The organism is Qipengyuania pacifica (assembly GCF_019857205.1).
GTDB classification, from domain to species: Bacteria; Pseudomonadota; Alphaproteobacteria; order Sphingomonadales; family Sphingomonadaceae; genus Qipengyuania; species Qipengyuania pacifica.
Window position 1 is genome coordinate 118,402 of record NZ_JAHWXO010000007.1, and the last position, 12,958, is coordinate 131,359.

Sequence of the window (12,958 nt, forward strand, 5' to 3'; positions counted from 1 at the left end):
CAGCGAGTAGGAAAGCCGGTAATGATGCGAGCTCTGTACCGGCCTACCTTGCGCGCCGGATGGGTCGCTGCTAGCCAACCACCGTCATCTGGGGAGTAGCCCGCCGCATTCAGTGCGGTTCCCTCGCGTCAACATACTCGGCCGAGAGGCCGTGGCGCAGGGGTTCGAGCATCCGTTCGGGCAAGACCAATGGCACCTGACTTTCGTCCGGCCGGGCGGAAGGTCCGGTGCCGTTGAAGTCTTGAAGCCCGGCCCGGAGATACCCTGTGGAAGCCATTCTCACTTCGACCGCCGTGGTTGCGCTCGCCGAAATCGGCGACAAGACCATGCTCCTTGCCATTGTGCTTGCAACGCGATTTCGCAAACCTCTGCCGATCGTTTTCGGCATCCTGGTCGCCACCTTGGCAAACCATGGGATTGCAGCTTTCGTTGGCCAATCCGTCGCCAGCTTTCTGGAAGGTCCGTGGTTTCGCTATGCCGTCGGAGCAAGCTTCATCGCAATGGCCCTGTGGACGCTTGTGCCAGACAAGCTGGACGACGATGAACAACCCAAGGCTCCGCGGTTCGGGGCATTCCTGACAACCACCATCGCGTTCTTCATTGTCGAAATCGGAGACAAAACGCAGGTTGCCACCATCGCCCTGGGGGCGCAGTTCCAGAGCGTCCTTCTGGTCACGCTGGGCACGACGCTTGGCATGATGCTGGCCAATGTGCCGGCGGTCTATTTCGGCAATGCCATCGTAGAGCGCGTCTCGTTGAAAGCGGTACGGATTATTGCGGCGCTGCTATTCCTTGCGATAGGCCTGTGGGTCATCGCGGCCGCGGCACTGCCGGGCATCTCCTGATTGGAGCTTGCGATTCATTTCGCAGTGGTGGCAACGCCCAGGAAACGCCCGCGCAGCATTAACCGGTTTCCCGTGCCACCCTATTCGGCGGGGACCAAATCGCCGAGCGCGACCGTCTGATCGACGTCTTCGGCGATGGTGAAGGCAAAGGTCGTCTGGTCGGCATCGTTCAGTACGATCGTCCAGCGGCCGGGAGCAAGGCCGGTCGCACCAAAACGGCCGGCCGAGTTGGTGAATAGCGCAACGGGTTCCCGTTCGGGATGGGCATCCTCGATCGCGACGCCAGACAGAAGCGAAATCGGTTCGCCATCGCCGTTAAGCAAACGCCCGACCACGCTCGCCATATAGTCCGAGCCGACAGTCAGGCGGTATCCTCCGCGATAGGGCGGAAGGAGCCGGAAGGAACCTTCACCCAGATCCGTATTCAGGGGCGCATCGGGAGCAGTTATCAGCAGGTTACGTTCGCTATAGCTGCTCAGGCTGGGCTGCAGGGCGGTACCCAATGCGCCGCTGTTTGCCGCGGCCGAGCGCCCGGTCGGTTCTATCAGTATGTCGGTTCCACGCAGCGAGGCATGTGGACTGACGATGGCGAAACTGTCCTGGATGGGCCGTCCGACCGAAAATGCACCGTCTGCGACAGCCAGGGCAGTGCCGAACCGAAGGGATGTCCTCTGGCTCGTCGATCCGCCGAGATCACCTTCGAACGCGCCAAAATGACTGAAGCCCAGTTCGGCCCGGTTGCTGAACAGCGTGCCATTGGCGCCGGTCACTATGCCGACGTCGCTGTGTTCGATATCGGCGCTGAAATTATAGGCCCCGGTCCCCGTCCCGTGGTACGTCTGGTAGGTCAGGCGTTTGCGGTCGCCGCGGCTGTCGTAATCGGCGCGCAGGCTTGAACTGCGATCGAAACGGAAGACGAGCGAGAAGAACGCGCTGAGCCGGTTTTGCCCGCCCACCCGGTCATATCCGAAATCGCCAGTCAGGTTCAGCCGGGGCGAGATCTGCCAACCACCGGTGGCGCGCAGACTGCCGACATCGGGTTCGTCATCCCGGCCGCGCGAATAGCGCGCATCCAAGCCGGCATAGACCGTGTCGCTGTAGCTTGCCCCGGCGATGTAGCGATAGGGATTGAACGGCAAGCCGGTACCGATCGGGGAGAAGTTCCGGCTTCGTGTCTCGATGGAGGCTGACAGAACGTCAGCGCCGCCGGCAGTATTGCGCGCGATAGTCCGCTGAAACGTAAGGATCGATGCCCAACCCGAGCCGACGCCTTCGCTGTGCGAGGCGGAGGCGAACCCGCCGAGAGACCCGATTGGAGTTGCGACAACCGCTTCGACACCGCCCATCCAACCGTCGGGATCTGCCTGCGCATTCGCGCCAAGTGTCAACCGGTCATTGATACCGCGCCGATAGAAGCCGCTGAAGGCGAGGTCGTCGCTATACACGGGACCGCGCCCACCCAATGGTGCGAGCACGCCGGCATAAAGCCCGAATTCGCTAAGACCTTCGGCAAGCTGTGCCTGATCGAGGAAAATGTCGAAATCGACGGTTTCGCTGCGTCCGGTATCATCGGTTATGGTCAGCTCGACGTCATTGGACCCTTGGGCAAAAGGGAAATCGGTCAGGTCGAACGTGCCCGGATCGAGTTCCAGCCGCCGAACGAGCTGTCCGTTAACCCGCACTTCCACCTGTGAACGACGATCCAGACGGAAACTGCGGCTGCCGCGCGGACGGATGATCCGTTGCGGATCGAGGAGGGAGTAGAAGCGCGAAACCGAAAGACCGCTGATCTCCGGTGCCGCCTGAAATCCGCGGGCCAATGTGCGCAGGTCCCCGGCCGATGCGCGCAGAAGATTGCGTCGATCATCGTAGACCAGCCGCGTTCCGCGGCGCTGAAAATCCGGCCCTGGCGCGCTGGCCTGCCAATTGGCTTCGCTTTCCAGCACCACGCCACCCAGCCTCGCCGCTCCGTCGAGAAAGGTGATGGGCGGCGCCAGCCCTTCGTCGCTACCCTGCTGAACCCAGTCCAGCGAACCGCGTATGTTGAGATAGGCACTGAAATCGGCTGGCGCGACATAGTTGACCACCCCGCGCTCGTCTTCGTTGCCCAACGTCAGCGACCGGCTCGCCCTGCTTGCAGGGGCGATATCAAGGATCAGTTGCAGCGATTGCGGATCATAGCGGATCGCGATGCCGACAGCTTCGAGATCGGATCGCCCTATCTGACCCTGCTGGGCCAACCGGGAGCGCAACCGTTCGACGAGCTGCGGTGCGATGCGCGGCTCCAGCAGCGCCAGCAGGCGTTCTGCCGCGAAGCTTGCCTGCCCGCCCGGCTCGAGCGTTAGGGTCGTGTCGCCAATATAGGTTTCGCCATCGAGCAGGGGTGCCGTCAGGACGAAGGTTCGCCCGGTAGGATTGACCTGATCGCCATCGGGGCCCGGATCGATCACCACGCGAGCGCGCACCTGGGCAGCGGGCTGCGCATTCCCCACTTGGGGAACGAGGCAACCGGCAAGCAGGACAGCAGCGAGTATCTGGCGGTTCATACGAACCTGGGGCCCTTAATTGTCGGGCGTGAACTGCACTTCGACACGCCCATCCGTTTGCGGCAGGACCACAGGCAGCGTCAGGCGCCGCGTCTGGCCCCCGCCAATCAGACCATAGCCCAGCGTCTGCTGCAGCTCCGGGCCTGAAATTTCCTTGCGGAACACCTCGCGGCCGTCGGCGCCGGTCTGGACGACCCGGAGCCGTCCGCGCGACAGATAGCCGTGCGCAGCCGAAGCATTGGTTACGGTAATGACAGGGGCTGGCCGCCCCTCGGCATCGGTGCCGATTTCTGCAGAGGCGATCGACAAGGAAGGTTTCACGCCATCCGGCGAAACGCTGACGAGGATCTGAAAATTGTACAGGAGCTGCACGTTCGAAGTCGTATCGCTGGTTTCAACCGGCAGCTGCGCGGCCGTGACGAAATAGTGCTTGCTGCGCGCAAGGTCGGGATCGCCGACATACTGTACGCGGAAGCTCTGCCGCTGGCCGGGAGGAATCAGCGCCTGGGGCGGAAAGGCCACGAGTTCGCCGGGATCGACCCCGGTCGGGGTCACGCCGTCGCTGTTCAGTTCCAGCGCCTCGATTCGCATTTCGACCGGCAGCGGTTTGTCGAAGGTATTCTCGACAGTCACGACATCGCTCATACCGCGGCCGGCTGTCGTCAAGTCGATGACTACGGGCTGGACGATCATCGCATAGGCGGCGACTGAGCCGACCACCCCAAGAACCGTAACCAGCAGCGCGACCGCAATTTTTCTAAGTGACTGCAATGGATACTCCTTGCGAGACAGCCTTATCGGGCGACCATGGACCGACCCACCCCGGTTCGCCAAGGACGAATTGCCGCGAACCGCCGGATAGGCCCAGGGGTGTTTCCCTGCGGCAGCACTTACTTCGGAATGGCTACTCCGCGCCATTCGGGGCGCGCTGCCAGACCGGTTTCCTGCGCCATGCGTTCATATTCGATCGCGAGGTACAGCAGCTCGTTACGCTCCTCGCCCTCGGCATCCTGCGCTCTTAAGCGCAGTTCGTTCGCGAGATCGGCCGGATTATGTGTGACCATGAAGAATTCCAAAAATTTCCGGCAGGCTGCCCCCGCGCCTGCCGGAAACCCCCCTGTCAGGCGGTCGGTGCGATGGTGACTTCCACCTTACCCGCATAGGTACCGGCATCGAGGATCGCAGCCGGATCCGCAGTAAGCCCGCTGCCGATCGTCAGCGTGATATTGTTGGATGTGGCGGCCAGACGGTCACCGACCTGGGCCGAGGTGGCGCCTGTGGTCAGCGACTGGTCGGCAACCGGAGTGGTTCCGCCCTTGGCACCGGTGGCAACCAGCGTCGCGGTGTAATGGACGGTGTTGGTGTAACCGGCGGGTACGTTCGTAGCGGCGGCGTTGATCAGCGGCTTGGCATCGACCGAGATCTTCGGGTTGGAGCCATTGCACTTCACGGTGAAGTTGCGGGTAAGGCCGCCGGTGTTGCCGGCAAAGCTCGGGTCGACGGTGCCGTCGGTCTTAGCCAGTTCGCCAAGGGTGATGTTGCCGCTGATGGGCGAAACGGCGAGGCAGCGTGCTGCAACCGAGCCCGTGACGTCAACCGATCCGGTTGCCTGCGCCAAAGCAGGGGTAGCGCCGAGTGCCGAACCGAGAACCAGGACGGAAAGAACCAGCTTTTTCATTTCGTATCTCCAATCAGAATTTCAGAGGGGCTCGTCACCCCGATGAGTTGGAAATAGCCGGGAATCGCCCGTCGCCCCATTTAGCGGGTGGCGAAAACGGCGCTAACTTTGAGCGTTATTCGCTATACCCTTGGGTATAGGTTGCGGATGGTCAGAGCCCGGCGCAATTGCTGGCGGACGCAGCCGTGACCACCGGCGTGAAGGTGATGCTGATCACGTCACTGTAGTTGGGGGCCGGCGTCTTGGCCGCCCCGCCTTCCTTCAAGGTCGCGCGCAATGGCAGAACCCCTGCGCTTCCGTCCATGCCCGCACGTGCACAGGTCCGCGTTCCGAAAGAGGCATTGGAGGTCACTTCCTGCCCCAGAAAGCGCGCATTGTAGCGGATCGCCTGCGACGCATCGCCGAGGTTGCCGCCCGGATAGGTAAGGCGGAAATCGTTTTGCGAGCGCATCCTCACCTCGAACGGGCCGGAGCTGCGCACGCGCAGCGAATTTCCTGCAGGCGTCGTGTAACGTTCGGGCGCGGCCAGTACCGCCGTCGTGCTGGCATCACCGATCTCGCCGAAGTCGAGGGGGGAACCGGCATAATATGCCTGAAGCGCGCTGACCGTGTTGACGTTGATCCGAATGGTGCCCGGTTCGCGAACGGGAACGGGTATGCTCGCCAGTCCACCGATACCGGAGCAGATGTATAGCAGGTCGAGAACAATCGGGTCGCCGGCAGACAGATCGGTACCAGGCGGCACGGTCACGCGCAGGTTGAGCGGATTGGACAAATCCGAGCTTAGAATGCCGCCGAAGTCATAGCGTATTTCACCCGCCGACCCGGCACCGTTGTCGCGCGAATCCAGCGACCGGGGACGACCCGCCGTCGATCCTTCGGGATAAATCACCCGGAAACCGCGATAGGTCACGTCAAGCGCCGGCGAACCGGTCGGTGCGACGATGACGAGACTGACCTCATCCGTGCGCCCAAAAAGAATGCTTCGATTGCGCCGCAGGATCAGCGGGATGGTCACTTCCGAAAGGCCGCCGGGCGAGAACGGATCATAAGTGATGCTGGCCGGTGCGGTAGCCGTACCGGTAACGCCGCAAACCGACGAAATCTGCGATTGAGCCTGTGCGGGCGATGCTATCGCGAAAGCCGCGGCGGCGGCTGCAAAACCTACTGTCCAACGCCTCATACCTGAGGCGATACGACGATCTCCAGTGCAGCGCGAGAAGAGAATTCTGCCGATTGAACCGGTATGGGCCTGAGGGGGCCGCGCGGCTGCCTCTGCAACTTCGCCATGACGGTCCAGTTTTCCGACACCGATCGAGCGACGGAATGATTGCAGACCGCCCGGCGAGCGTTGGCCGCCGGGGTGGACGTTACGACCACAGCCTTCGGATCGGAGACCCAGCAGCGCGGCGCCACGTGACCGGTAATGTCCACTTCTGCCGCGCTTTGTGCCGCCGATGGAACTGAACAGAACACAGCTGCAATACATGTCGACTGCGCGGCAATCGCGCGAATTCTGGCCGAACGGATTACATGCAGTTTCGTCACACCGTCGGAGGTATAGGCGAGTTTCTAACAAAGGGCGAATCTTGTTCGTTACCATGGCGTTAGGGACTCACGCTGACAGTGACCGAAAGTGTGTCGGCGTACCGGCCCGATACGAGCGTGTCGCTTCCGGTATAGGCGGGTGCGCTGACACGAAGATACGATCCGTTTACCTTCGTCGAGGCTCCGGCAAGGCGGAGCCCCTGGGCTGCAGTCGCGGTCCCTGCAAAGCTGCACGAGCCACCCGCCGACAGCGTGGCCGCATCGCAGGTGGCCGAAGCATTCGTACCGTTGTCGGCCACCATATAGAGGGCCACACGGTAAGGTGCCTTGGTCTGATATCCAGAGCCGCCCGCTCCCTGGCTAGCCATCCCGCCATTGAGCGAGGACACGGCAATGCGCGAGGCGCCCGTGCAGTTGAGCTGGATTGCGAAATCGCGGCTGAAGCCGTTCACATCGAAATCGGCCTGATCGATCGTGCCCGAAGGTGCGCCCGACGTTGCAAAACCACAGCGGCCGGTAACCGAGGCGCGAACCTCTACGCCCACTTCGATGCTGTTTACCGCACCCTGGCCGGCCGCATAGGCGGTGGTCTGTGCGCGCACGGGCTGGCCGGCGATCGCGAAGATCGCAACCAGCATCGCCATTCCGAGCGCGTGAAGAGTTTTCATTGTCCGCCTGTTGCAGCCGGCGACCCCATGTCGCCGATATGCCAGACAGATGCGTCATTGGTTGATTACGAGCCATTCACCCGACGGAGACAAACGCCCTCACCTTCGGCGAAAAGCGCCTATTACTTTCGATATAGCCTCAGTCGCCACGCTCTTGTGCAAGGAGGATCAATTCGGTTCGTCCGCGGATACCGAGTTTGTCGAAGACCTTGTGAAGATGGACCTTCACCGTCCCTTCGGTGAGGCCCAATTCGCTGGCGACTTCCTTGTTGCGTAGCCCGCGCTGGACCAGCGATGCGACAGCGCGTTCCCGCGCGCTCAGCGCGTCGAAGGGATCGCGCGGCGCATCGGGCGACATGGCCTGTTCCATCACCCGCTGCATGACTTCCTGATCGATCCACCGACGCCCCTGGACGACGCTTTCGAGGCAGACCAGCAGGTCACGAGGCGCCGTGGACTTGATGACGATGCCATTGACCGACAATTTCACCGCCTCTCGGGCAAGCTCGTCATTGAGCCGGCTGGTGAGCAGAACCACCGGGCGATCGTCGCCCTTGCTGCGTAGCGTGCGCAGAACATCCAGCCCGCTTCTTTCGGGCATATCGTTGTCGAGGATCAGAAGTTCGGGCCGCGCGCCGGGAAGTGCATCCAGCACCCCGGCGCCAGTGTTTACCGTCGCAACGACGGTGAAATTGGTCTTGTCGAGCAGTGTCGTGATGCCCGCCATTGTCAACGGATCGTCGTCGGCTACGAGTACCTTGGTCATTCTGTTGCACCGGTCAAATCATGGGGGCCGACAGGCCTAACACCCTCATCGAGCGCCGGTCCACCCCGCTTCAACTCCGCTGCGTTACGGGTGCGCTCGTGCATGGACCACCCTGAGCTGGGCCGTCAGCCCGTCGATTGCAGCGGACAGGCTTTGTGGCGACTGTCCTGCTTCCAGCGCTTGCTCGATACGGCTAGCAGCTTCGCCCAACGCCGCTTCGCCGAACATGCCCGCGCGCCCCGCCAGACTGTGACACAATTGCTGGAGCCTATGCACATCGCCCGTGTTCGACGCATTTTCGATCGCTTCGGCACTGGTGCCGGCCTGCTCCGCGAACAGCCTGGAAAAGGCCGCAAGGCGTTCGTCGATGTCATCCATCGAGAAAGCTCCGCACTTGTTCGGCCAGTGTCATGGGATCGAATGGCTTGGCGATAACGCCCCGCGCACCGAGTTGCTTTAGGTGGGCGATCTCCTGCTCCTGCGTGCGGGCGGTGATAAAAACAACGGGCACGGAGGCGGTAACCGGATCCTCTTGCAACAGGCTCAACACGCCTGGTCCATCCAATCCGGGCATCATGACATCGAGCAGCATCAGGTCTGGCGGAGACTGCCGGGCCTGCTCGAAACCTTCCTGGCCTGATCCGCAGGTTCGCACGATCAACGATGGGTCCAGGCCAATGGCCATTTCTGCAATCTCGCGGATATCGGCCTCGTCATCGACGTAGAGGATTTCGCTGGTCACGGGCCTATTCCCTTATTTTTGCGCGCCTCAATGAGGTCGATGGTTTGATCGACCAGCGTATCCAGACTGGCGCGAGATTTTACCAAGACGAGATCGATACCATTACGTGCTACAGGTTCGACTTCCTGTGCGGTGAACAGCATGATCGGCACGGTGGGTGAACGCTCGCGCAGTGGAGCGACCAGGTCCGTGCCACATCCATCGAGCATGCCGACATCGAGAATTGCTGCATCATATTTACTGCGACGGATAAACGCTCGCGCCTGAGACATGCTCTGCGTAGAATGGAGGAGCGCCTTGCCTTCGAAGGCGCTTCCCACGACGGCGAGCATGTCCGGATCATCGTCGACATGGAGAATCGTCGGCAGCGATGGTTCGGGTTCGCGGCGCTCTTGCGGTCGTGCTTCGATCGCAACCGGCCCATGGAGCTCGGCCGCGGGCAGGTCGACGTGGAAGACGGTTCCCCTGCCTTCCACAGTATCGAAGCTGATCGAACCGCCGAGGCGTGTAACGATTTCCTTCACGATGCTGAGCCCAAGCCCGGTACCGCCCTTCTGCCGGGAATCCGATGCATCGGCCTGGGCAAATTTCTGGAAAATGCGCGCGCGAAAGACTTCCGAAATCCCCTCGCCGCAATCGGTCACGCTGATACGATATCGACGATCGAGCGGCCGTACGGCCACGGTGACCGTTTCTCCGCGCCGCGAAAACTTGATCGCGTTCGACAGCAGGTTCGTCATCACCTGCATCAAGCGGTCCTCGTCGGCCAGCACTCCGGCATTGGGCGGGAACGGCTCTATACGGAGCGCTATATCGTATTGACCGGCGAAGCCGGCCGCCTGATGCACAGCCGCATCGAGCAATGGTGCGAGTGCGAGCGGTCGAACATCGAATTGCATCCGCCCCGCCTCGATCTTTTCGATATCGAGAATGTCGTTGATCAGCCTGACAAGCCGGGCTGCATTACTATGCGCAATTTCGATCAGCCGCCCGACTTTGGGCGACACCTCGCCCGCTGCGCCACCATTTATCAGGCCGAGCGAGCCGGCAATCGACGTAAGCGGTGTACGAAGCTCATGGCTGACGGTGGCGACAAATTCGCTTTTCATCTGCTCGACTTCGCGGCGTTCGCTTACATCGCGCAACACCGCTACAAAGCTGGTCCGGTCGGCGAGATCGACCGGGCTGACCGAGACTTCCAGCGGGAAAATCGTCCCATCGCTGCGTCGGCCGAAGAATTCCTGAATACGGCCCTTGTTCTCGCTACGCTTGGCCTTGAGCCTGGCGAGGAAAGTCTCGATCTGTCCACGATCTGGCGCGACTTCAAACAGGATGCCGATATCGCGCCGCAGGAGAGAACTCGCACTAGCGCCGAACATGGATGCCGCTGCGGGATTTATGCTTTCGATACTGCCGCTGGGGTTGAGCACGATCATGCCATCCATCGAGCTGTCGAAGATCGCTTCCTGCCGCGCCGCCATATCGCTGGCCCTGCGCAGAGCCGATTGCCTGCTCAACTGGCTGCGCAAGACCAGCAGACCGGCCAGTGTCAGCAGGAGGATCAGCCCGATTTCAAGCCCCAGCGTCCGCCCTTGGAGCTTTTGCCGATCGGTTTCGGCATTGGCGGTACTCCGATCCAGCATCAGCCGTTCGACTTCGGATAGTTCTTCGACCAATCCGCGAACGCGGTCCATCAGCACTTTGCCGGCTCCGGTCGCTATCAGTCGCTGGGCTTCCCCGCGCCGACCGTCGGCGACCAGGGCGATCGTGCGTTTGGCAAAATCTCGCTTGTCACGGGACGCCTGCCTGAGCTGCGCAACCAGCTGCGTTGAGCCGATCTTGCTCGTTCGTGCGGCGACTGCATTCAGCTGCCCTTCGACTTGCGCTTCGGCAATGCGATATGGTTCGAGGAACGCGGTATCACCGGTGATGGCATAACCGCGCTGACCTATCTCGATATCCTGATGCAGGGTCATCAACTCCTGCAGCGCCGACCTTGCGTCATATGAGTCGGTTACGAGATGGCGAAGCCGGTCGTTTTCCTCGAAACCACGATTTGTCGAGATCGCCAGAAAGGCGAGAATGATCAACGTACCGATACATGAGGCGACCAGGACCCACCCGACGAGCCCGATCCGCAATCTTTGCGCTGAAAGTTTCAAGAAAAGGACATTCTAGTAGCTGAGTAGCCGCCGCTTCTTCACGATGCTTCGAGCCCCGTTCGCTAGGAAATCGAGGTTAACAAAACGTAAAGAAAGCAGGCTCCGGCGTGCTCGCGGGAACGGGAACGGAGCAAGACACAGCTTACGTCGGCAGCACTTAAATGCAGCAGGCACCGGCACCATTCCTCCCACGGGGGGTTAGCGTTCAGGAGTGAATGACAATCGGAGGAAATCTACATGGCTGAAACGCTTGCTCGAACCAGGTCATTCACCAACCCGATACATGCGATCCTGCTTGCTTTTCCCGTTGCGCTGTACCCCGCCGCACTCTTGTCCGACATCACCTATCTCAACACGGCGGTCATCCAGTGGACCAATTTTTCATCCTGGCTGATTGCCGGGGCCGATGTATTTGCGGGACTTGTTCTTGCCTGGGCCCTTGTCAGCCAGTTCCTTGGCCGCACGAGGCAGCGCGGGTGGGCATATGTGATCGTGGTCGCGCTGATGTTCATTGCCGGCGTCCTCAACGCTTTTCAGCACGCACGTGACGGTTGGCATTCGGTCGGCACCTTCGGTCTTGTCCTCTCGATCCTCTGTACGATCCTGGCCTTTGTCGCAGCCTTCCTCGCCTATGGCCAAACCCAGGTTAAGGAGTATCGGGCATGAAACGGATCGTACTTCTCGCTCTCGCAGCTTCCCTCGCCGCGTGCCAATCGCAAAGCGATCCCGATCTGGATCAGACAGGCGAACGGCCCGACCTTCCTCAGCAAAGCGACACGCTCTTGCCCGCCATGAAAATTCCCACGCCCAAAGGCTGGGACGGCGAACTTCCGACCGTGCCCGAAGGTTTCACGGTAACTGCGATTGCGAAAGACCTTAAAATCCCGCGGCAGATGCTGCTTCTGCCCAATGGCGACATACTGGTTGCCGAAGGATCGGGTGGACACGCCCCGGCTGTCCGTCCGAAGGATGTCATCGCCGGAATGATCAAGAAGCGCGGTAAAAGTTCGGTCGAAGGCGGTAACCGCATCACCCTGCTGCGCGACCGCGACGGCGATGGGCAGACCGATCTGCAGACCACCTTCATCGATGGGCTCGATGCTCCGTACGGATTGGCTTTCGTCGACGGGAAAATCTACGTCGCCAATCAGGGAAATCTGGTCAGCTTCGATTACACCGAAGGCGCTACGCGTATCGATGGCCCGGGCACCGAGGTGACCAAGCTGCCATCGGTGATCAACCATCACTGGACCAAGGCCATGACCGCCAGCCCGGACGGCTCGAAGCTGTATGTCGGCATAGGCTCGAACAGCAATGTCGGTGAGCGCGGTATGGATGTGGAGGAAGACCGCGCGGTAATCTGGGAAATCGACCGCGAAACCGGTGCCAACCGCATCTTCGCCTCCGGCATCCGCAACCCGACGGCCCTGTCCATCAATCCCTGGACCGAGCAATTGTGGGCGGTCGTTAATGAGCGGGACGAACTCGGGCCGCAACTGGTCCCCGACTATCTTACATCCGTTCGCCAGGGCGCCTTCTATGGCTGGCCCTATAGCTATTACGGTCAACATGTTGATCCCCGTGTTCGCCCGCAGCGGCCTGATCTGGTGCGCAAGGCGATAGCGCCAGATTATGCTCTTGGTTCGCATGTCGCCGCGTTGGGACTGGACTTCACCACGAACGGCGGCCTTGGGGGCTCCTTCTCCGAAGGCGCGTTCGTGGGTGAACATGGCAGTTGGAACCGCAGCGATCCGTCGGGTTACAAGGTTACTTTCGTGCCGTTCCGAAACGGGCGCCCCTCGGGCAAGCCTATCGACCTTGCTACCGGCTTCCTGAAGGACGGGCACGCCCGCGGACGCCCTGTCGGTGTCCTGTTCGACGAGCAGCGCCGAGCATTGCTGATAGCGGATGACGTTTCCAACACCGTTTGGCGTGTCGCCTTGCAAGGCGGTTCGGCTGTACCGGCTGGCGAAGCGCGCCAGTCGACGCGCTAAGAGCGTACG

General features: G+C 61.3%; 13 protein-coding genes and 1 riboswitch. Of the genes, 3 read left to right on the forward strand and 10 right to left on the reverse strand.

Annotated elements, in window-relative coordinates; translation table 11 throughout:
* Positions 1 to 77 precede the first annotated feature (77 nt).
* A riboswitch (yybP-ykoY riboswitch) is annotated at positions 78 to 264 on the forward strand.
* A gap of 2 nt (positions 265 to 266) precedes the next feature.
* Positions 267 to 845, forward strand: a complete 579-nt coding sequence (locus KYK83_RS12320) for a TMEM165/GDT1 family protein (protein WP_222828458.1) — start codon at positions 267 to 269, stop codon at positions 843 to 845.
* 80 nt (positions 846 to 925) lie between these two features.
* Here the strand turns inward: KYK83_RS12320 and KYK83_RS12325 are convergent, their stop codons facing one another.
* From KYK83_RS12325 to KYK83_RS12370, 10 genes are all read right to left on the reverse strand, one after another.
* Positions 926 to 3,391, reverse strand: coding sequence for a fimbria/pilus outer membrane usher protein (locus tag KYK83_RS12325; protein WP_222828459.1), 2,466 nt, complete (start codon positions 3,389 to 3,391; stop codon positions 926 to 928).
* A 15-nt stretch (positions 3,392 to 3,406) separates the two neighbouring features.
* Positions 3,407 to 4,162: a fimbrial biogenesis chaperone gene (locus KYK83_RS12330; RefSeq protein ID WP_234036504.1), complete on the reverse strand. Its 756-nt coding sequence runs from the start codon at positions 4,160 to 4,162 to the stop codon at positions 3,407 to 3,409.
* 119 nt (positions 4,163 to 4,281) lie between these two features.
* Positions 4,282 to 4,455: a hypothetical protein gene (locus KYK83_RS12335; RefSeq protein ID WP_222828460.1), complete on the reverse strand. Its 174-nt coding sequence runs from the start codon at positions 4,453 to 4,455 to the stop codon at positions 4,282 to 4,284.
* 56 nt (positions 4,456 to 4,511) lie between these two features.
* Positions 4,512 to 5,069, reverse strand: a complete 558-nt coding sequence (locus KYK83_RS12340; RefSeq protein WP_222828461.1) for a hypothetical protein — start codon at positions 5,067 to 5,069, stop codon at positions 4,512 to 4,514.
* A 151-nt stretch (positions 5,070 to 5,220) separates the two neighbouring features.
* Positions 5,221 to 6,252 (reverse strand): hypothetical protein, encoded by a 1,032-nt coding sequence (locus tag KYK83_RS12345; RefSeq protein WP_222828462.1) that lies wholly within the window; start codon positions 6,250 to 6,252, stop codon positions 5,221 to 5,223.
* Positions 6,253 to 6,676: 424 nt separating this feature from the next.
* Positions 6,677 to 7,285 carry a hypothetical protein gene (locus KYK83_RS12350; RefSeq protein WP_222828463.1) on the reverse strand — a complete coding sequence of 203 codons (609 nt, stop codon included), beginning with the start codon at positions 7,283 to 7,285 and terminating at the stop codon, positions 6,677 to 6,679.
* Between the two features lie 139 nt (positions 7,286 to 7,424).
* Complete coding sequence (locus KYK83_RS12355; protein WP_222828464.1) at positions 7,425 to 8,051, reverse strand: response regulator transcription factor; 627 nt, start codon at positions 8,049 to 8,051, stop codon at positions 7,425 to 7,427.
* Between the two features lie 84 nt (positions 8,052 to 8,135).
* Entirely contained in the window at positions 8,136 to 8,429 is a 294-nt protein-coding gene (locus KYK83_RS12360) for an Hpt domain-containing protein (protein ID WP_222828465.1), read from the reverse strand.
* Positions 8,422 to 8,793, reverse strand: coding sequence for a response regulator (locus KYK83_RS12365; protein ID WP_103024457.1), 372 nt, complete (start codon positions 8,791 to 8,793; stop codon positions 8,422 to 8,424). Before KYK83_RS12365 ends, KYK83_RS12360 begins: the two co-directional genes overlap by 8 nt.
* Positions 8,790 to 10,955 carry an ATP-binding protein gene (locus tag KYK83_RS12370; protein WP_222828466.1) on the reverse strand — a complete coding sequence of 722 codons (2,166 nt, stop codon included), beginning with the start codon at positions 10,953 to 10,955 and terminating at the stop codon, positions 8,790 to 8,792. Before KYK83_RS12370 ends, KYK83_RS12365 begins: the two co-directional genes overlap by 4 nt.
* Positions 10,956 to 11,192: 237 nt before the next feature.
* Here KYK83_RS12370 and KYK83_RS12375 point away from each other — a divergent pair, with 237 nt between their 5' ends.
* Positions 11,193 to 11,621 (forward strand): DUF2231 domain-containing protein, encoded by a 429-nt coding sequence (locus KYK83_RS12375; RefSeq protein ID WP_222828467.1) that lies wholly within the window; start codon positions 11,193 to 11,195, stop codon positions 11,619 to 11,621.
* Positions 11,618 to 12,949: a PQQ-dependent sugar dehydrogenase gene (locus KYK83_RS12380; RefSeq protein ID WP_222828468.1), complete on the forward strand. Its 1,332-nt coding sequence runs from the start codon at positions 11,618 to 11,620 to the stop codon at positions 12,947 to 12,949. Before KYK83_RS12375 ends, KYK83_RS12380 begins: the two co-directional genes overlap by 4 nt.
* Positions 12,950 to 12,958: the final 9 nt, after the last annotated feature.